This window comes from Deltaproteobacteria bacterium (assembly GCA_016709225.1).
GTDB classification, from domain to species: Bacteria; Myxococcota_A; Polyangia; order Nannocystales; family Nannocystaceae; genus Xiheibacterium; species Xiheibacterium phototrophicum.
Genome location: JADJEE010000012.1, coordinates 1,010,337 through 1,029,408, shown reverse-complemented (window position 1 = coordinate 1,029,408; position 19,072 = coordinate 1,010,337). Strand labels below are relative to the sequence as shown.

General features: G+C 69.7%; 14 protein-coding genes. 3 read left to right on the top strand and 11 right to left on the bottom strand.

Features of this window, described 5'->3' with window-relative positions; all coding sequences use genetic code 11:
* Positions 1 to 283: 283 nt before the first annotated feature.
* From IPH07_29235 to IPH07_29220, 4 genes are all read right to left on the bottom strand, one after another.
* A complete protein-coding gene (locus IPH07_29235) occupies positions 284 to 1,384 on the bottom strand; it encodes an aspartate carbamoyltransferase (protein ID MBK6921519.1) in 1,101 nt (366 codons plus the stop codon).
* A gap of 261 nt (positions 1,385 to 1,645) precedes the next feature.
* A complete protein-coding gene (locus IPH07_29230; GenBank protein MBK6921518.1) occupies positions 1,646 to 2,674 on the bottom strand; it encodes a hypothetical protein in 1,029 nt (342 codons plus the stop codon).
* Entirely contained in the window at positions 2,658 to 3,485 is an 828-nt protein-coding gene (locus tag IPH07_29225; protein MBK6921517.1) for a hypothetical protein, read from the bottom strand. Before IPH07_29225 ends, IPH07_29230 begins: the two co-directional genes overlap by 17 nt.
* A gap of 91 nt (positions 3,486 to 3,576) precedes the next feature.
* Positions 3,577 to 5,175, bottom strand: a complete 1,599-nt coding sequence (locus IPH07_29220; GenBank protein MBK6921516.1) for a choice-of-anchor L domain-containing protein — start codon at positions 5,173 to 5,175, stop codon at positions 3,577 to 3,579.
* 1,575 nt (positions 5,176 to 6,750) lie between these two features.
* Between IPH07_29220 and IPH07_29215 the strand changes: the two genes are divergently transcribed.
* A complete protein-coding gene (locus tag IPH07_29215; protein ID MBK6921515.1) occupies positions 6,751 to 8,118 on the top strand; it encodes a thrombospondin type 3 repeat-containing protein in 1,368 nt (455 codons plus the stop codon).
* A 118-nt stretch (positions 8,119 to 8,236) separates the two neighbouring features.
* Complete coding sequence (locus tag IPH07_29210) at positions 8,237 to 8,749, top strand: NUDIX hydrolase (GenBank protein MBK6921514.1); 513 nt, start codon at positions 8,237 to 8,239, stop codon at positions 8,747 to 8,749.
* 553 nt (positions 8,750 to 9,302) lie between these two features.
* On the opposite strand, the gene IPH07_29205 is transcribed toward IPH07_29210, so the two are convergent.
* Complete coding sequence (locus IPH07_29205) at positions 9,303 to 10,067, bottom strand: 3-oxo-5-alpha-steroid 4-dehydrogenase (GenBank protein ID MBK6921513.1); 765 nt, start codon at positions 10,065 to 10,067, stop codon at positions 9,303 to 9,305.
* A 266-nt stretch (positions 10,068 to 10,333) separates the two neighbouring features.
* Here IPH07_29205 and IPH07_29200 point away from each other — a divergent pair, with 266 nt between their 5' ends.
* Positions 10,334 to 11,146: an acyl-CoA desaturase gene (locus tag IPH07_29200; GenBank protein ID MBK6921512.1), complete on the top strand. Its 813-nt coding sequence runs from the start codon at positions 10,334 to 10,336 to the stop codon at positions 11,144 to 11,146.
* On the opposite strand, the gene IPH07_29195 is transcribed toward IPH07_29200, so the two are convergent.
* The 6 genes from IPH07_29195 to IPH07_29170 form a co-directional block, all read right to left on the bottom strand.
* Positions 11,143 to 11,592 carry a ribonuclease III gene (locus tag IPH07_29195; GenBank protein ID MBK6921511.1) on the bottom strand — a complete coding sequence of 150 codons (450 nt, stop codon included), beginning with the start codon at positions 11,590 to 11,592 and terminating at the stop codon, positions 11,143 to 11,145. The two genes, IPH07_29200 and IPH07_29195, sit on opposite strands and share 4 nt — an antisense overlap.
* Before the next feature lie 10 nt (positions 11,593 to 11,602).
* A complete protein-coding gene (locus tag IPH07_29190; protein MBK6921510.1) occupies positions 11,603 to 12,958 on the bottom strand; it encodes a DUF1552 domain-containing protein in 1,356 nt (451 codons plus the stop codon).
* On the bottom strand, positions 12,955 to 14,706 hold the full coding sequence (locus IPH07_29185) for a DUF1592 domain-containing protein (GenBank protein MBK6921509.1): 1,752 nt from the start codon (positions 14,704 to 14,706) through the stop codon (positions 12,955 to 12,957). The genes IPH07_29190 and IPH07_29185 overlap by 4 nt, the downstream gene beginning before the upstream one ends.
* Positions 14,707 to 14,866: 160 nt before the next feature.
* Positions 14,867 to 17,164 (bottom strand): excinuclease ABC subunit UvrC, encoded by a 2,298-nt coding sequence (gene uvrC, locus IPH07_29180; GenBank protein ID MBK6921508.1) that lies wholly within the window; start codon positions 17,162 to 17,164, stop codon positions 14,867 to 14,869.
* A 45-nt stretch (positions 17,165 to 17,209) separates the two neighbouring features.
* On the bottom strand, positions 17,210 to 18,265 hold the full coding sequence (locus tag IPH07_29175; GenBank protein MBK6921507.1) for a site-2 protease family protein: 1,056 nt from the start codon (positions 18,263 to 18,265) through the stop codon (positions 17,210 to 17,212).
* A 66-nt stretch (positions 18,266 to 18,331) separates the two neighbouring features.
* Positions 18,332 to 18,958, bottom strand: coding sequence for a hypothetical protein (locus tag IPH07_29170; protein MBK6921506.1), 627 nt, complete (start codon positions 18,956 to 18,958; stop codon positions 18,332 to 18,334).
* Between the last annotated feature and the right edge of the window lie 114 nt (positions 18,959 to 19,072).

Below are 19,072 nucleotides of genomic sequence, written 5' to 3'. Positions count from 1 at the left end.
GGCAAACCGCAACCTCTGGCGGCTCTCGACCTACGCCGCGCACGCGCGCCCAGAGCGTGCGCCGGAGTTCATGGGCGGCGTCGATGCGGCGGCTGGGTTGGCTCGGGTGGGATCCGCCTGACGCCCAGGATGCCGAATCGAGCGCCGCCGTCGCGTCGCCGTGAGCGAAGCGTGGGCGGGATCATGCCGCGCGCATCGAGTGCACCGTTGTCTGCGTGCTTGCCTGCGTGGTGGCCCGCGTGGTGGCCCGCGCGGTGTCACGCGGGTCGACCGGCGGGGCGGATCAGAGCAGGCCGAGTCGAGCCGCGCGCGATCGGATCTCGCCATCGGCACCGAAGGTCGCTGCGAACAGCGCAGCGCGGATCCACATGCCGTTTCGGACCTGCCGCCAGACCATGAACCCGGGGTGGTCTTCCCAGGACTCGGGTAGCTCGTTCACGCGCGGCAGCGGGTGCATGACGACGCAGTCGGGGCGCACCAGGCTGCGGTACTCCGACTTGAGCACGTAGTCCTCGCTGCTGCCGCGCTCGCCGGCGTCGGGGATGCCGTTGTTGCCGCGGTCCCACTCCTGCTGCAGGCGGGTGACGTAGATGGCGTCGAGGTTCATGCCGGAGCTGCGCAGCAGCGGCTCGAGCGACTCGTGCTGCGTGGTTGCGACCTCGTGACGATGGAGGTAGCGCAGCAGCTCGTCGTCGGGCGCGAAGGCGGCCGGCGACACGAAGTGGATCTTCGGCCGCTCGAAGCGCGTGAGCAGGTAGGCCAGCGACCGCGCGGCGCGGTTGCGGGCGATGTCGCCGATGATGACGACGTCCTTGCCGTCGACGCCGCCGTTGTCGGCGAACGAGTAGCGCAGGGTGTAGATGTCGAGCAGCGACTGCGTGACGTGCTGGCTCTTGCCGCTGCCCGCCGAGATGACGGGGATCGGCCGCCGGCTGCACGACAGCGACCACGCGGCCCGGAACGCGAACTCGTCGTCCTGGTGGCGGGTCACGATGGCGTCGAAGAAGCTCGACAACGTACGCACCGAGTCCTCGATCGACTCGCCCTTGGCGAACGACGAGGTCCGCAGGTCGCTGACCAGCCGCGAGATCGCGCCGAGCTTGTCGGCCGCCGCGATGAATGACTCGGCGGTGCGCGTGCTCGGCTGCGCGAACAGGTTCATGATGCGAACGCCGCGCAGGAGCCCGCGCAGGAACTCGCGACCGTCGACGTGCCGTTCGAGCCGGCGGATCGAGGTCGCGGTGTCGCACAGCGAATCGATGTCCGGGCGCGTGAACTGCTGGCTCAGCAGCACGAAGTACGGGCGGCCGTCGCGGGTGAGCAGCGCGCGTCGACGTTCGCGTTCGTCCAGACCTGCCTTGAACTCTTCGAATGAAAGTGCCATGGCGTGCGGGCTCCTCGGTTCGCGGCAGGGTATCCGATGGCTCCCATTGCGCCAGCGCAGGTCGCAGGGGCGCCGTGGGTGGCTACTCACGACCGCGATCGGCAACGGCGCTCGCCGTGGAAGGTGGCCCACCACGGGCGCGATGCGAGCGCACCGCCCCCTCGATCACGGGCGATCCGCGACGCGGCCGCACCATCGGCACTTGGCATGGGGCGGCGGATGTGGCGGGCCGACCGCGTGCGTGGGGCGAGATCCTCGGCGTCAGAAGCGAACGCGGATCCCGTCGCCGGTGACTGCGACGTCGGCCTTCTTGGGTTTGTCGCGCTTGCTACCCAGCGCACGTCGCTCGCGGACACCACCCAACACCTTCAGCGTGATGCCCACCGGCAGCAAGATGCCGCCGATGATGAAGCCGCTGAACGCCAGCTGACCGCCCACGAGGAACCCGTTGCGGTGCTTGGCGTCTTCCTCGGCGCTCTGCAAGTTGACGGTGCGCGGTCCGCCCGAGGCGTTGTCGAGCACGATCTTGTTGGCCACGCGCGTCAGCAGGCCGGCGAAACCCATCGCCAGCGTGAGGCTGCCGAGCGTGATGAGGGTGATGCCGGTGGCGTTGAAGTTGGTGACGATACGGCGCTCGCGCTCGACCCACAGGCGACGGCGCTCGGATTCCTCGAGTGCCCGCAGCTCGCGCTCGCGTCGCTGATCGGCGGTCTCGACCGCCTTGGTGATCTGCTCGTCGATGCGCTCGAGGATGCGATGCACCTCGGTCGGGTCGTAGTCCTTGGTCCCGCGCATGCGCTTGTCGTAGTTGTCGAACGACTGTCGCGCGCGTCGCAGGTGCTCGGGGTCGGGATCGACCTCGAACCACTTCCAGTTGGCCTGGCCGAGGTTGAAGAGCAGCAGCGGCTCCTGGCTCAGCTCCCATGCGCGCTCGAAGTGCTCGATCGCCAGCGGGTACTGGCCCAGTTCGTACTTCTGCGAGCCCTCGAAGAACTCCTTGGCCGCGCGGGCGCGACGCTCGTCGTCGCTGGCGGGCTCGTCCGTCGCCGGCGGGGGCTCCTCGGCGGGCGGTGGCGTCTCGGCGACGTCGGTGGTGTCCGGCGGTGCCGCGGTGGCGGGCTCGCTCGGCGGCGCCGCCTCGGCCACGGGCTCGGCCGGTGCTGCGGTGGTCTCGGCCGGCGGCTTCTTGGCCTTGCCGTGGGGCGCGGCCGCAGCCGGCAGCGGCGCGAGCAGCAGCGCGCCGACGAGGCCGATCGCGAGGGTCGAACGCAGGCTACAGACCGCACTCATCGGGCATCGTCTCCGCGTTTTCCTGGGCCTTCGAGCATGCACCCTCGCCGACCACGCAACCATCGCGGGTCGACCACAGGATGCCGTCCTCACCGAACAGCGTGTCGAACAGCTGCACCTCCGACTCGTCCATCGCGTTGGGCTGACCTTCCGCGAGGCAGCGGTCGAAGTACTCCACGCAGACATCGGGCTGTCCGCAGAAGAAGCACTCGCCCGCGGGCAGCAGATCCTGGCAGCTCTCGGAGTCGCAGGTCGAGCACTGCAGCACGACCTTGACCTCCTTGCCGGGCGAGACCACGAACTCGCCGTCCTTGCTGCCGTCGCCGTCGACGTCGCCGCCGTCGGCGTTGCGCGCGACCGCGAACTGCGTGGTCGTGATCTCGTGGCAGAGGTTCGGGATGCCGTTGCAGACGTTCTTGTCGACCACGTAGCCGAAGCGGATGTCGCCGCTCGACAGGCCCTCGAGGCCGTCGATGAAGGTCCACTGGATCTCCGACGAACCGGGGAACTGGATGCCGCCGCCGACGACGTTGGCGTTCTCGGCGATGAAGGCCAGATCGATCACGAACGACGAGCCCGGGATCGCGACGACCTTGTCGACGTTCGACACCACCTTCACGCTGGTGTCGACCGCGGGATCGAACAGCGGCTCCTGCGGGTCGCCGGTGTCGAATGGCGATCCGCCCTTGCCCGCGCCCGAGTCGGACAGCGCCTTGTTCGGATCTCCGCCGCCAGGATACGGGTTGAGCAGGGCGCAACCGAAGGCCGCGGTGGCGAGCGCGAGGCCGACGCCGACGTGGGGATGGAGCATCGTCGCGCCAGCATACCAGCGTCCCGCGCCATCGGTGGTGCGGTGGCGAGCGACGACGGATCGAAGCGCCGACCGCCGGGCACGTGTGCGGTCAGCCCGGGGCCACGCCGGGGGTCGCGGCGTCGAGCGACCACTCGAACTCGTCGAGCAAGACCAACGAATCGAAGAGGTGGCCGCTGGTGTCCCAGATCGCCAGCCGCAGCTCCATCACCTCGCCAGGCTCGACGTTGCCGCTCATGCGCAGCCACCCGGTACCGCCGCCGATCACGGTCTGGCTGGCCTCGCAGCCGTTGTCGGACGCGTCGAAGCCGGTGCCGTCGAGCAGCGCCGTGCCGAGACAGCCGGCGTAGTCGAACGCGAAATCGCTCGCGCAGCCGACCTCGCCGTTCTCGCACTGGGTGAACAGGCCGTCGGCGACCATCACGAGGTTGACGCCGACCGGCCACTTGGTGTTGCCGTCGTCGTAGATGGCGATGTTCTTGTCGTCGGTGTTCACCGCGGCCGAGTCGACCAGCGCCACGAAGAAGTCGTTGAACTCGCTGCACACCCACTCGGGGTACTCGGCCGAGAAGAATTGCATCTTCAGGCTGAACGAGCGCGCGTTGGTCGGCACCCGCACGCGCATCGTCATCATGATGGGGTCGTGCGCGAGCGTGTCCCACGGCTCGAGGCAGCCGGCGGGGTTGGGGAACGCGTCGCCGTTGGCCATCAGCCAGTCCGCGGGCGCGTCGCTCTGGGTGCCGAGGTTGGCCCCGGGCTGGAACGGAAAGTAGCCGGGGTTGGCGTCGGTGATGTCCGCGGCGTGGCCGCTCGAGAGCACCGCCATGCGATCGCCGGCCTCGGGGTCGATGATGTCGCCGAAGTCGGCCCGCAGCGAGCGCTGCACCGCCAGCGGCACCCCGTCGCCCGCCGCCGTCGAGAAGCCGACGTCGATGACACCCCACACGCGATCGCCGGGATCGGCCGGGTTCTCCTCGGTGAACTGGCACAGCTCCATCGCGCGCGCGTAGTCGTCGGGATCGTTGCTGGCGGAGGTCAGGCCTGCGTCGCACTGCGGGTCGACCTCGTCGATCTCGTCGTCGCAGTCGTCGTCGACGCCGTTGTCCGGCACCTCGTAGGCGCCCGGGTTCACCAGCGCCGCGCCGTCGCAGCCGCCACCATCGACGTCGCAGCAGTCGTGGGCGCAGGCGCCGTAGCCATCGCCGTCGCGATCGCTGTCGTCGACCAGGCCGTCGCAGTCGTCGTCGATCTCGTTGGCGTTGCAGTCGTCGGGTCCCGGCGTGACCTCGCCGCTGCAGAGGTCCGGCCAGGTGCCGTCGTCGCCGCAGATGCGACTGCCCGACACGCACGCGCCGATGTCGGCGGTGCCGACCGGGCCCGTGTAGCACTGCTGCATCGCGCCCGGCACACACTCGCCGCCACAGCTGTGTGTCGCCGTGTCGCAGTGCGGACCGTTTGGGTCGTCGACGCAGTCTTCGTCGGCGATGCAGCCACTGACGCCGGTCGAGTCGACCGCGGCGGTGGTCGCAGGATCGACGGCGGTGCTGCTCGACTCGGCGCCGATCGTCGCGGCGCCCGTGGAGCTGTCACCGAAATTGAGCTGGTTGTCGGGCCCGGTGTTGCACGCCAGCACGAGCGCAACGACGGCGGCGGGCCGGGCGGCAGGAACGAGTCCCCGTGTGATCAACACGGGCGACGTCCTTAGCACGTCATGTGCGCGCGCGGGCGATCGATCGCGCATGCGATCGAGCTTTCGTCGCATCGCGCGTGGCACCCAGGGGATCTCGGGGGTACCACGGTGCAAGCGTGCTCACGCGGTGCGCCGGCCGCCGCCGGCGCTCCACGCGATGACGCACAGACGTCACGAAACCGCGCGGTTCATCGGCGCTGGACGCTGCTGAAGACCTGATAGGCTCCCGCGCCGATGCGGTACACGCGGACGCTTCTTTCTTTGCTTGGTGCCCTCGGTGTTTCGGCCTGCGGCGGTGACGATGTCGCCGGCAACGATGGCAGCTCGACCGGGGGGTCGAGCTCGAGCGGTGGCGCCACGACGCTGACGTCGACCACGGTGGCGGACTCGAGCACCAGCAACGGCTCGCTCGAGACGACGTCGCCGACGACCACCACGTCGGTCGACTCGAGTGGATCGAGCGGCCCCAACCCGGGCACCGACACCGGCAGCGGCACGGGTTCCAGCAGCGGCAGCGGCAGCGACAGCGGCAGCGACAGCGGCACCACCGGCGACCCCGACGGCAACACCCGCGGCTCGGTGATCACGGAGTGCGGCGTGCTGCCGCCGCCGACCTCGGGCACTTGCGAGGTCACGACGCTCGGCACCGCCGGCGTCATCCTGCAGGGCAACGTGCTGGGCGCCGACGAGGTCTTCCACGGCGGCTCGGTGTTCGTCGACGCGGCCGGCATCATCCAATGCGTCGATTGCGACTGCAGCGGCGCACCAGGAGCCGATCTCGCGTCGGTGGTGACCTGTGCCGATGGCGTCATCTCGCCCGGGCTCATCAACCCGCACGATCACATCACCTACGCCAACAACACCCCGATCGGCGATGGCGTCGACCGCTACGAGCACCGCCACGACTGGCGCATCGGCCTCGGTGGCCACGCCGATGTGCCGTACAACAGCGGTGCTTCGAACGCGGTCGTGCAGGCCGCAGAGCTGCGCTTCGTGATGAGCGGTGCGACGTCGGCGGCCAGCGCCGGCGGTCGTGCAGGCCTGCTGCGCAACCTCGACGGCTCGACCGCGCAGCTCGAGGGCCTGCCGGTGCAGCAAGCCGACAGCGACACGTTCCCGCTCGACGACGCCAACGGCACCATGCACGAGATGGGCTGCAACTACGGCAACAACGCCACGACCAACGCGGACATCGCGGGGCTCGACGGCTACCTGCCGCACATCGCCGAGGGCATCGACCTCGCGGCCCGCAACGAGTTCGTGTGCACCAGCATGGGCGCGACCGACCTCATCGAGCCCCAGACCGCGGTCATCCACGCCATCGGCGTGTTGCCCGAGGACGCCGCCGAGATGGCGACCGAGAACACCAAGGTCATCTGGTCGCCGCGCTCCAACGTGGTGCTGTACGGCAACACCGCGCCGGTGACGATGCTCGACCGCATGGGCGTCGCGATCGCACTCGGCACCGACTGGGTGCTGAGCGGTTCGATGAACCTGCAGCGCGAGCTGCGGTGCGCCGCCGATCTCAACGCCAACTACTTCGACGGCTACTTCTCGTACGAGCAGCTGTGGCGGATGGTGACCACCAACGCGACCTACGCGACCGGCACCGGCCTCGCGATCGGCCTGCTCAAGCCGGGCTATATCGCCGACATCTCGATCTTCGCGGCCAGCGGCCACGTCGATCACGAGGCCGTGGTGGAGGCCGAGTTGGCCGACACCGTGCTGGTCCTGCGCGGGGGCGTGCCGATGTACGGTGACGCCGACCTGGTCGCGTCGGCGGCATTCGAGGCCGGCAGCTGCGAGGCGTTCGACGTCTGCGACGTGCAGAAGCGGGCGTGCCTTTCCGAGCTCGGGAACACCGTCACCATCGCGTCGCTGAGCGCGGCGATCGGCACCTACTACCCGCTGATCCAGTGCGGCACGCCGATGCTCGAGCCCAGCTGCATCCCGACCCGCGACGAGTACCCCGACGGCATCACCGTGGGTGACGCCGACGGCGACGGGGTCGACGACGCGACCGACAACTGCGCCAGCGTGTTCAACCCGGTTCGCTGGCTCGAGGACGAGCAGGGCGACGCCGACAGCGACGGCGTGGGCGACGTCTGCGACCTGTGCCCGCTCGACAACACCGACGCCTGCGTGGTGCCGGACGCCAACGACTTCGACAACGACGGCGTCGCCAATGCCAGCGACAACTGCCCCTACACCGACAACCCGTTCCAGGTCGACACCGACGCCGACGGCCACGGTGATGTCTGCGACAGCTGCCAGGCCGCCAACCCCGGCCCCTCGCCGTGCCCGCTGGCGATCCCGGACATCCGCGACCCCAGCAGCCTGGCGTACCCCGGCGAGGGCGCCCAGGTGTCGATCACCGACGCCTACGTCACCGCGGTACGGGCCGGCATGGGCTCGCAGGGCTTCTACGTGCAGGACGACTCGCTCGAGGCGTTCTCCGGCATCTTCATCTACACCGGCAACACCGTACCAACCGTGCAGGTCGGCAACCGCGTGAGCGTGCAGGGCACGTACATCGAGTACTTCGGCCTCGCGGAGATCGAGTCGACCAGCATCACGGTCGACGACAACGGCACCGATCTGCCGTTCCTGCCGATCGCGTTCGCCGACCCGTCGGAGCTCGCGACCGCCTCGGCCACCGCCGAGCAGTGGGAGTCGATGTTGGTCTCGGTGGGCGCCGTGAGCATCACGACCGTGAACCCCGACGCGCCGTCGGACTTCGACGAGTTCGAGGTCACCGGCACGCTGCGGGTCGACGATCTGATCTGGGACAACGCGGTCGGCAGCGGCCTCGGCAACGCGTGCCCGCTCAACACGATGTTCAGCGAGATCATCGGCATCGAGGGCTACAGCTTCAACAACTTCAAGCTGCAGCCGCGGTTCCCCGAGGACTTCTCGATCGTGGGCTGCACGCCGTACCAGTGAGCCGTGGCGCGCGGCAGGCCCCATCGTCGCGGTGCGCCGCGACGACGGGCCCCCGTTCGATCATTCGATCACCAACGAAGCAGTGGACGACGGCCGATGGCCGTGGCCAAATGCCGCCGTGAACGATCGCCCAGGGGCCGCCGGAGGCGGCGATGCCGGCGAGGGGGAGAGCGCCACGCTCCTCGACCTCGGGTTCCAGACCGCCTACAAGGCCGCGCACCGGATGCTGCGCGCGTGGTGGAGCGTGAGCCGCCCGCACACGCGTGGGGCCCTCATCGCGCTGTGGTACCGCGACGAGATCTTGCTGGTGAAGAACTCGTACCGCGACCAGTACACGCTCCCGGGCGGCTATGTGAAGCCCGGTGAGCCGGTGACCAACGCGGCCGCGCGCGAGCTCGCCGAGGAGTGTGACGTGCGGGTCGATCCCGCGGCGATTCGCGTGGCCTACGTCGGCGTGCATCGCTTCGAGAACCGCACCGACGAGGTCACGATCGTAGAGGTCGAGGTGCACGAGCAGCCTCGCGTCAGCGTCGATCACCGCGAGGTGGTGTGGGCCGGCTTCAAGTCCGCCGAGGCTGCGCTGGCGATGCCGATCGTGCCGCACCTACGTGACTACCTGATCGCGCGCTGAAGCCCGGAATCGTCGCGCGCACGAACGCGGAGCACCTGGGCTCGCGCGTGGCGATCATCGCCACGTTCGAGCCCAGGTGCTCCGCATTGCCACTGTCACCCTGATGCTTCGATTCCCAGTCGCGTTGCCAACCCCTCGCTACCTATCCGAACCAACCCAACCCAACCCAACCAACCAACCCACCAGCCAACCATCCAACCAGCCGCCATCCAACTTGGCAGGCATCCTGCCCGCCCCAACTCCACCCCAACCGTTTCCCACCCGAGCGGCCCCGAACCCGGGGCCCCGCGACCCGTTGTCGCAGCTGTCTCCCTTGTGTGCAGTGGGCGTGCCGCCTGGATCGAAGCCGCTTGATTTCAACGAGTTGGGTGCTTGGCGGGCGGGAACGGTCCCGCGCAGGGCTGCGACAGCATGACGCAGGTGTCCTGCGCGCCGCCCGATCCGACCGATCCACGCCTGACATCGATGTCGCGGCATGACAGCCGTGCCCGTCGGTCGACATCCCACCCGGCGGTCGCCCGGCCCGTGCGTCGCGTCAGCGCAGGCCGTCGCGTCAGAGCAGGCCCGGGAAGATCGCCTTGCGACGTCGCGGGTAGTCCGGGAACTGTCGCCGATACCAAGCGTGGTGGGCCACGGCCCGGGGCACGAGGTTCGCGAACGTGAAGATCGCGAACGAGAGGCCGCCGAGCGACCACGTCGCGATGGCCCAGCCGAACCACTGGACCAGCTCGCCGAAGTAGTTCGGGCACGAGATGTCCTCGTACAACCCGCCGTGGGGGATCGCGTAGTCGGTGTTGTCCCGCCGCAGGCGGATGAGCACTGCGTCGGCCCAGCGGTTCACGAGGTAGCCGCCGACGAACAGGATCATGCCGTACAAGAACCGCGGGTCGACGAGCCAGCGCCAGCTGTAGCCCGGGCCGAGCTCGCTGAGCCAGCGTGCGTTGAGGTAGCTGTTGAGCGTGTTGAAGGTCATGCCCATGGCCACGACCAGCAGGGGCATGCGCTTGCCGGCCGCGCCGCGCATGAGGAACGGGTCGAGCCAGGCCCGCTGCAGGTAGTGCGCGAGCCACATCAGCGCGAACATCCGCGGGATCCACTCGCCCGATCGCGAGCCCATCAGGAAGAACGCGCTGAACAGCACCACCGACGGCGATTCCATCAAGAACCAGCCGAGGCGCTTGGGCACGGTCGGGCCGAAGCCAGCGCGGGTGTGGCGGCCGTACGGGGCCGTCAGCACGCCGGTGGCGAAGAAGGTCACGCCCGCCAGCGCGAAGCATGCGAGCAACAACGCGCGATAGACGTCGGCCTCGTGGGTCATCGGCGAGCGCGAGGCTATCAAATGGGGCCGAGGTGCGGGTCTGCGAGCCCGTTCGGCGCGTGCGTGCACGCATGTGCACGCGCTCGCACGCCCCCGTCGCCAACACAACCATGACCGGCGACGACGGGAGTGTGACGGCTGCGGCGACACCGCTGCTGAAGACTCTGGACATGCGTTTGCTCGAAGTTCCCGACGTCGCCCCCCGCGTGGCCGTCGGCCGACATGCTCGCTCCTGGCGCGACTACGAGTGGCTCACCACGTTGCCGATGGTGCTCGTGCACCTGGGCGTCTTCGGCCTGTTGTGGACCGGCATGAGCGCGAGCACCTGGGTGCTGTGCGCGACGCTGTACTTCGTGCGGATGTTCGGGGTCACCGGCGGCTATCACCGCTACTTCTCGCACCGCACCTTCAAGACCGGCCGCGTCATGCAGTTCCTGCTCGCGCTGCTCGCCGAGAGCTCGAGCCAGCGCGGCGTGCTGTGGTGGGCGGCGCACCATCGCGACCACCACAAGTACTCCGACACTCCGCAGGACGTGCACTCGCCGGTGCAGTTCGGCTTCTGGCACTCGCACGTCGGCTGGATCTACGACCGCAACAGCGACACCGATTGGCCCCGCGTGAAAGACCTGTCGCGCTACCCCGAGCTGGTGGTGCTGGACAAGCTGTGGTGGCTGCCGCCGACGCTGCTCGGCTTCGCAGTGTGGGGCATCTGGGGCTGGGAAGGCCTGTGGGGCGGATTCATGCTGTCGACGGTGCTGCTGTGGCACGGCACCTTCACCATCAACTCGCTCTCGCACGTGTGGGGCAAGCGTCGCTACGCGACCACGGACGACAGCCGCAATAACTGGGTGCTCGCGCTCATCACCATGGGTGAGGGCTGGCACAACAACCATCACCACTTCATGGGCTCGACCCGTCAGGGCTTCTTCTGGTGGGAGGTCGACCTGACCTTCTACGCGCTCAAGGTGATGAGCTGGCTCGGCCTGGTGTGGGATCTGAAGGCACCGCCGGCCCGCGTGTACGGCCGCGAGCCCGCGGCCACGAGCCCTTCGGTCGACGCGACCGTCGACGTCGGCTAGCCCCGACGTGGTCGCTGGGCCCGGCGCGCGAGCGCGTCGTCGATGGCCCGCTCGAGCAGCGGCACCAGCAACGCATCGAAGCGCGGACGGCCCTCGCCGAGCCACCAGTGCGCGACCAGGGCCTCGAGTGCCGACGCTGCGCGGTACTCCTGGGTGTTGCGACGCCCGCGGGCGGAGGCGGGGGGCGCGGTGTTGCGACCGCGTCGGACCACCGCCAGCTCATCCTCGAGCAGCGCCGGCGTGATCGCCTCGAGCAGCTCGGCCTGTCGCTCGGCGCGGACGACCTCGGCCTTGATCGCGTCGAGCCGATCGACCGCGAAGTCGCCGCGCGCGGCCACGCGGTGACGCACGACGTTCTCGAAGAGCGCGTCGCCCAGCCACGCCAGCGTCCGCACCGAGCGGCGCGCCAGCGCGGCGCGATCGATGCCGTCGTCGGCCTCGCTCATGCGGTGGTGTTCAGGTCAGGCCCGCGAGACCACCGCTGCCGGGGTCGTTGTCGCCGAAGCTCTGCATGTCGACGTCCATGGCCTGCGCCATCGACACCAGCAGTCGGTTGTGCGGGGTCTGATCGTACGTGAGCCAGCGACCGGTCTGGATGGCGCCACCGGCCCCGCCCGCGAGCACGAACGGCACCGGCATGTTGCCGTGGGAGTTGCCGCGCGACAGCTCGTTGCCCCACACCACCAGGGTGTTGTCGAGCAGCGTGCCGTCGCCCTCGGGCACCGCAGCGAGCTGGTCGAGCAGGTACTTCACCTGCTCGGCGTACCAGGTGTTCACGCCGGTGATCTGATCGAGCATGGTCTGGTCGTCGTCGCCGAGGTGCGACAGGTCGTGGTGACCGGCACTGTGGCCGAGCCACGAGAACACCACCCCCGAGACCGACGCCGAGCACTGTAGGCTCGCAACCCGCGTGAGATCGCAAGCCAGCGCCATCACCAGCTGGTCGATCTGGCGCTGCACGACGGTTGGGAAGTTGTCGTTGGCGTAGGGATCGAACGCCAGATCGAGCATCGGCTGCTCGCAGGCGGGGATTGCCGCGTCGTTGCGCATCTCGATCGCACGGATGGCATCGAGGTGGGCCTCGACCTTGTGGCGATCGTCGCCGCCGTAGCGCGACTGCAGCGAGGTGAGATCGCCCTTCACCAGGTCGATCACGCTGCGACGCTCGGCCTTGAGGCGCTCGATGCCCTGCGGGTCCATGCCGATGTCGGCGAAGAGCCGATCGAACATCGCCTGCGGGTTGTCCTCGGGCGGCAGCGGCTGGTTCGGGCCCGCGTAGCACATGCGAGTCCAGACGTTCGCGCCGCCGGTCTGCACGCCGAACTCGAGGCTCTTGTACGGGGTCTGTGCGCCCACCACCTCGGCGATGGCTTGATCGATCGAGGCGTGGCCGGCGTAGCCCGCCGAGCCACCGTCGCCGCCGCCGAAGTCACCCGGCAGCAGCTGGCTGCCGGTCCACAGGCAGCCCATGCCCAGCTGGTGACCATCGCCGACGCCCTGCCGGATCACCTGCAGACCGTCGAGGATGACGAGCCTGTCCTGGTACGGCGCCAGCGGAGCGAGGATCGGTCCGAGCGTGAAATCCGACTCGGTGCCGGTCGGCGCCCAGCGCTCGTGCAGCGTGCCGTTGGCGGTGAAGATGGTGATGATGCGCTTGGGCGCTCCGTCGGCGCCGGCGGCCTCGCGCTCGAGCAGCGGCACGAACGGCACCAGCGCGGCAGCACTGCCGGCGGCACCGAGGAAGGCGCGGCGCGAGAAACGAGGATTGAACGGCTTGCGGGGCGCGGTCGCTCGGAATGCTCGTGACTTCATCGCTGCTGCTCCTCTCCGGGCTGTGCGGCCGCCGCCTCGGCGCGGCGGTGGCGGAAGGCGTCGGACAACACCAGCTCGCGGATGAGCTGGCGGACGTCGCCGCCGCTCTGCGCGAACGAGACCTGCAGCGCGTCGGTGCTGCAGTGATCGTCGGTGGACTCGAAGCGACCGAACGCGAAGCGGAACCACTGCGTGGTCACGCACTGCTGCACCTGCTCGCTCTGCGCCAGCTTGCCGCTGAGCTCGACGGCGCCGACGATGACGCCGTCGACGTCGGTCTCGATGAGCTCACCGGAGGCATCGACCGTGAGGTCGCCCTCCTGGTCGCGCCAGGCACCGATGCCGTCGTAGTTCTCGAAGGTGAAACCGAGCGGATCGATCAGCGAGTGGCAGCCGGCGCAGCTGGGATCTTCACGGTGCTGCTCGAAGCGCTCGCGCGTGGTCGCGCCCGGATCGGGCGAGGGGGGCGTGTTGTCGACCGTCGGTGGCGGTGGCGGCAGCGACTGACACAGGAAGTTCTCGCGCACGAGCTTTCCGCGGTGGACCGGCGAGGTCTGGTTGGCGTGGGCGTGGCGGGCCATCACCGACGCCTGCGTCAGCAGGCCGCTGCGCTCGGTCGCCGGCAGCGGCACCGGGTCGCCGGCGACGTGGTCGGCCGGCAACGTCACGCCGTAGAGCGCGAGCAGCTCGGGATCCTCGGTGAGCGTGAAGTCGGCGGTGAGCAAGGTGTCGAGCAGGCCGTCGTCATCGAGCACGACGTGGGTGGCGAACGCGGCCGTCTCCTCGCGCATGGCGCTCGCGAGCCCGGCGTTGTACGCCGGGTAGGCGTCGGCGTTCTTCTCGAGCGAGTCGATGCCGTCGACCCCGACCCACTGGGTGTGGAACGAGGCGATGGCCTCGCGCGCCCGGGGGTCGTCGAGCATGCGATCGACCTGCGCGGACAGGCCATCGTCGGTCACGAGCTCGCCGGCGCCGGCGGCCGCGAACAGCGTGGCGTCGGGCATCGTGCCCCACAGGAAGTAGCTGAGGCGCGACGCAATCTCGTGGTCGTCGAGCGCGATGACGGTGCCGTCGTTGAGGTCGGCCTGGCCGAACTCCATGTGGTAGAGGAACCAGGGCGACTGCAGCAGCCCCTGCACGACCAGGCGGATGCCGTTGTCGAAGCCGCCGGTGGCCTTGCCACCCTCGTAGACGCCCTGGATGGTCGCGAGCTCGGCGGCGTCGAGCGGTCGACGGTAGGCCCGCGGCGCGAAGTCGGCGATGAACGCCGCGGCACAGTCGTCCTCGCCCATCGCCGCGGGGTCGCACGGCAGCAGCGCGGCGACGTCGGTCGCGGCCCACTGCGCGATGTCCTCGGCGGCGGTCATGTACTGCTCGACCTGCACCTCGGTGACCGCGGCGTTGTTGTTGCTCGTGAAGGGCCCGACGCGCTCGTCCGACGAGAACACCTGCGCGGCGTCGCCGTCGTAGCCCAGCAGGTCGTGCACGGTGTGCTCGTACTCGGCCTGCGTCATGCGACGCAGCTTGGTCACGCCGACCTGCGGCGTGTCGCACGACGCGGTCGGCCCGGTGTCGGTGTCGCCACCGTCCGAGCCACCCGAGCCACCGCTGGCGTCGCCGGCATCGCCGGCACCATCGCCGCCCCCGGCACCGCCGCCGTTCAGACCGGTGTAGCAACCCGAGAGCAACGCGGCCGGTACCAGCGCGCGCGTCACCCTCGAGAGGATGTGTTCCTCGAGCCACCGCATGACGACATCATCCCGATTGCGACCACGTGTCGCAAGCGGACGAACGACCGACTCGCAGGGAATTCGTCGCGCGTACCCGCGCTCGTTGGGTGCGCTGCGCGACAGCTTCGTCGGGCCGCGGACGTAGGGCTCGATCACCGCGATCGGAGCGTGGCAGCCGCTACGCGGAGTGCGTCTCGTCGGGCGGATTGGGGGTCTCGCGCCCGATCGCCTCTCGAATTCGCTCGGCGAGTGCCTGACCGACGCCCCGCACCGCGCACAGGGCCTCGAGATCGGCCGTGCGGATCGCCGCGATCGATCCGAAGTGCTTGATGAGCGCGCGCTTGATCGCTGGCCCCACGCCCTCGATGTCGTCGAGGCTCGAGTGCAGCGCTCGCTTGCCGCGACGTTTGCGGTGCAGACCGATCGCGAAGCGATGGGCCTCGTCGCGCACGCGCTCCATCAGGTAGCGCTCGGAGCTGCCAGGCTTGAGCACGATCGCTTCCTTCAGGCCGGGCACGAACACCCGCTCCGGGCGCACCTCGAACACGTCGCCGCCAGGCGCATCGCCGCTACCCTCCTGCAGCACTGCGTCGATCCACGCGCGCCCCGGCGTGTCATCGGCGTCCTGGGCCGTGCTCGTGGTCGCCGCGTCGTCGAGGACGGCCGCCGGCGCGGGTGGAGTCGCGGCCTCGGCGTCGGCACGGCGTTGCTTGAACTTCGCGAACGCGGCGCGGCCCCGACCGAGGGCGTTCTTGCGCTCCTTGGCCAACGCGACCACGTCGATGCCCTCGGCGCCGATCGGGACCCCGAGATCGCCGATCGCAGTGAGCACCTGCGCGAGCTGGCCCTTGCCGCCGTCGATCACGACGAGGTCGGGCAGCGACCACGCGTCGTCGTCGTCGCCGCCGCGATCGGTGCCCGCGAGCGCGCGCTGGAACCGACGCCCGAGCACCTCGTACATGCTGGCGAAGTCGTCGTTCTGACGGCCGTCGTTTCCGGGCGGCAGGCCATCACCGCCGCCGCGTAGGCCGCCGCGGATCTTGAAGCTGCGGTAGCGCGACTTCTCGGGGGCGCCGTCGACGAAGGTGATCATCGATGCGACGGTGTCGCTGCCCTGGATGTGGCTGATGTCGTAGCACTCGATCACCCGCGGCAGCTTCGACAGGCCCAGGCGATCCTGCAGCCGCTGCAGCGCCAGTTCGCTGTCCTCGCGACGGTCACGGCGGCTGGTGAAGCTCGAGGCCGCGTTCTTGCCGGCCAGCGCGACCAGCTTCTTGCGATCACCGCGCTCGGGCACCACCAGCGCGACCTTGCGACCCTTGCGCTCGCGCAGCCACTCGACGAGCGGTTGTTCGTCGTCCTCGTGCAGCGCGAACGGGATCACCACCTCATCGGGGATGAAGGCTGCCTTCTCGTAGAAGGCCGCGAGGAAGCTCGCCATCACGGTCTGGTCGGGCAGCTCCATACCCTTTTGCGACCACGACTGCGTCTGCTGCAGCTTGCCCTCGCGCACGTGCATCGCGACGAACTCGATCTGGCCGCCCTCGCGGTACATGCCGAACGCGTCCTGGTCGACGTCGTCGGTGCCGACGATCTGCTGGCTCTGCAGCGTCGTCTGCACCGCGGCCAGCTGATCGCGCATGCGTGCGGCGTTCTCGAACTCGAGCGACTCGGCGGCCGCCTGCATGCGGCCCTCGAGGCCGTCGACCAGCTCGCGGTGGCGACCCGACAGGAACAGCCGCACGTCGCCGACCTGCTGCGTGTACGCGTCGGCGTCGACCTCGAACACGCACGGGCCCGGACAGCGATCGATCTGGTACTGCAGGCACGGCCGCGTGCGGTGGCCGAGCACGAAGTCGGTGCAGGTCCGCAGCTTGAAGTGCCGGTTCACCACCCGCAACGTCTGTCGCGCCGAGCGGGCCGAGTGGTAGGGCCCGAAGTACCACGCGCCCTCGTGGCCGACCTGACGCACGAGCTCGAGCCGCGGCCACTTCGAGCGCGGGTCGAGCCGCAGCACCAGGTAGTTGCTGTCGTCGCGCAGCTTCACGTTGAAGCGCGGCCGATGCTCCTTGATGAGGTTGTTCTCCAGCAGGAACGCCTCTTTGTCGTTCCCGACCACCACCGTCTCGATGTCGCCGACCAGCTTCGCGAGCATCGGCACGAACAGGCGCGTGTCGGTGCCGTTGAAGTACTGCCGCACGCGCGCCCGCAGGCTGCGGGCCTTGCCGACGTACACGACCTCGCCCCTGCGATCGCGCATGAGGTACACGCCGGGGTCACCGGGCAGGCGCTCGAGCGCGGCCTCGAGGGTGGCCTCGTCGACGATGCGCGGCACGAAGCCAGCCGGTGCCCGCGACTCGCGGCTGGTGCGACGCGCGAGCGCGCTGTCGGACGGCGGTGCCTTGCTGCGACGCGAGCCGCCGGTCGACGCCTGCGCCGCGGGGGCGTCGGGGTTCTCGCTGCCGCGGCGTGCCATCGATCTCGTGTCTCGCTTCGGGTCTCGCGGTGCGCGGGCGCCCGACTAGAACAGGCGCCGCACGTCGCCGATGGTGACGAGCGCCAGCAGGGCCAGCAGCGCGACCATGCCGTAGCCGTGGACCAGCTCCTCGACGCGGGGGCTCGCGCGGCGCCTCGCGATGCCCTCGTAGGTGAGGAACGCGAGCCGACCACCGTCGAGCGCCGGCAGCGGCAGCAGGTTGAACATCCCCAGCAGCGTGCTGATGAACGCGACCATCAGCACGAACGGCACCACGCCGACGTCGGCCTCGCGGGCGATCGATCGCACGATGCCGACCGGACCCTGCATGCTCGCCTTGAGCTTGCCGGTCGCGAGGAGGTACAGCCCCTCGAGTTGGTTGGCCGTGTCCCGCCAGGGATCGGCGAGCGCCCGGCTGGCCGCGACGCCGAGGTCGACGTGCTCGCGCGGAGCGATCTTGGCGAGGTCGACGCCCAGCGGTGCATCACCCTCGGCCGGCAGCGTCGCCTCCAGCGCGAGCGGTTGGCCGTCGCGCTCGACCTCGATCGCGATCGTGCCGCCGAGGTTGGCCTGGGTCGCGGCTCCGATGTCGCGTGCCTCCTGCGCCGGATCGATGGGGGTGCCCGCGACCGCGAGCACGCGATCGCCCGGCTGCAGGCCTGCCGCTGCCGCAGCCGAGCCGTCGTGCACGCCACGGATCTCGATGGCGACCACCGGCCCGGCGACGCCCGCGGTGGTGTAGACGCCGAACAGCACCAGCATCGCGAACAGGTAGTTGAACACCGGGCCGCCCGCGATCACGGCCATGCGCGCGCGGACGCTCGCATCGCGGAACGCGATCTTGCCGGGGGGCGCCGGTACGGCCTCGCCGCTGCCGTCGTCGGCCTCCATGCCGCGGATCTGCACGTAGGCGCCGAAGGGGATCGCGCTGATGACGAACTCCGTGCCACGCCAGCGGCCGAGCTTGACGATCGGTGGGCCGATGCCGAACAGGCTGAAGCGATCGACGTGCATGCCGGCCACGACCGCTGCGATGTAGTGCCCGAACTCGTGGATGATGATCACCACGCAGAGGGCGAGGATCGCGGCGAAGGCGGTCATCGGCGTCCGCGAACTATAGCAGGGCCGCCGGGGCCGGCGAGCCGCCTCCACGCGATGGCCGCAGGTCTAGCCACGCGAGCGCAGCGGATTCGGCAGCGGGCGATCGAGGAAGCCGAGGCCCAAGCGGTTGCTGTGCCCGCGCAGGAACGTGAAGGCGCGTTCGATGCGGGTCACGCCGGATGCAGGGCTGAATGCCGGCGTCTCGCCGAGCCGGCGGAGGTGACGCGCGATCGCCCGCTGGGCCACCACCAGGCCCCCATCGAGCTCGCGCAGCACGTCGACGCCGGCGCTGCGGTGTACGGCGAGCAGCTCACCGGGGACGATCGCAGCGCGCTGTCCCACGATGATCTGCCCGATGGCCCACGCGGCGAGATCGGCATCGATGGGGTGGTCCATCACCAGCCACGTGTCACCGCGGGCGATGCGAGCCGCGGTGCGCAGTGCACTGCCCCGCTCGAGATCTGCCGACGTGCGCAGCTGCGGCACCTTCGCGTGCAACACCGAGAGCACGCTGGCGGTGTTGTCCCCCGAGCGCTCGTCGAGGGCGAGGAACTCGAACGCCAGCGGCCGACCGTCGACGTGGTGCCGCGCCATCACACGCCGCTGCACGAGCGATGCGGTGTCGACCAGCGGCGCCACCATGGGCTCGGCATCGCGAAGGGGCAGCAGAATCGAGACGTCGATGTGGATCATCGCGAGTCGAGCCCACTAGAGGAGGATCCGGGGCGCCGGTCAAGTGTGGCGAGATCCAACCCCTCGCGCGCGCCGCGGGCTCCGGCGCAAAGTCACATCCGAGGACGCCATTGC

Bases quoted from the DNA above. Each gene is read 5' to 3' on its own strand.
- uvrC (MBK6921508.1), bottom strand. From the start codon at position 17,164: ATGGCACGCCGCGGCAGCGAGAACCCCGACGCCCCCGCGGCGCAGGCG.
- IPH07_29175 (MBK6921507.1), bottom strand. From the start codon at position 18,265: ATGACCGCCTTCGCCGCGATCCTCGCCCTCTGCGTGGTGATCATCATC.
- IPH07_29170 (MBK6921506.1), bottom strand. From the start codon at position 18,958: ATGATCCACATCGACGTCTCGATTCTGCTGCCCCTTCGCGATGCCGAG.
- IPH07_29195 (MBK6921511.1), bottom strand. From the start codon at position 11,592: ATGAGCGAGGCCGACGACGGCATCGATCGCGCCGCGCTGGCGCGCCGC.
- IPH07_29185 (MBK6921509.1), bottom strand. From the start codon at position 14,706: ATGCGGTGGCTCGAGGAACACATCCTCTCGAGGGTGACGCGCGCGCTG.
- IPH07_29225 (MBK6921517.1), bottom strand. From the start codon at position 3,485: ATGCTCCATCCCCACGTCGGCGTCGGCCTCGCGCTCGCCACCGCGGCC.
- IPH07_29190 (MBK6921510.1), bottom strand. From the start codon at position 12,958: ATGAAGTCACGAGCATTCCGAGCGACCGCGCCCCGCAAGCCGTTCAAT.
- IPH07_29215 (MBK6921515.1), top strand. From the start codon at position 6,751: ATGGTGACCACCAACGCGACCTACGCGACCGGCACCGGCCTCGCGATC.
- IPH07_29230 (MBK6921518.1), bottom strand. From the start codon at position 2,674: ATGAGTGCGGTCTGTAGCCTGCGTTCGACCCTCGCGATCGGCCTCGTC.
- IPH07_29235 (MBK6921519.1), bottom strand. From the start codon at position 1,384: ATGGCACTTTCATTCGAAGAGTTCAAGGCAGGTCTGGACGAACGCGAA.
- IPH07_29205 (MBK6921513.1), bottom strand. From the start codon at position 10,067: ATGACCCACGAGGCCGACGTCTATCGCGCGTTGTTGCTCGCATGCTTC.
- IPH07_29200 (MBK6921512.1), top strand. From the start codon at position 10,334: ATGGTGCTCGTGCACCTGGGCGTCTTCGGCCTGTTGTGGACCGGCATG.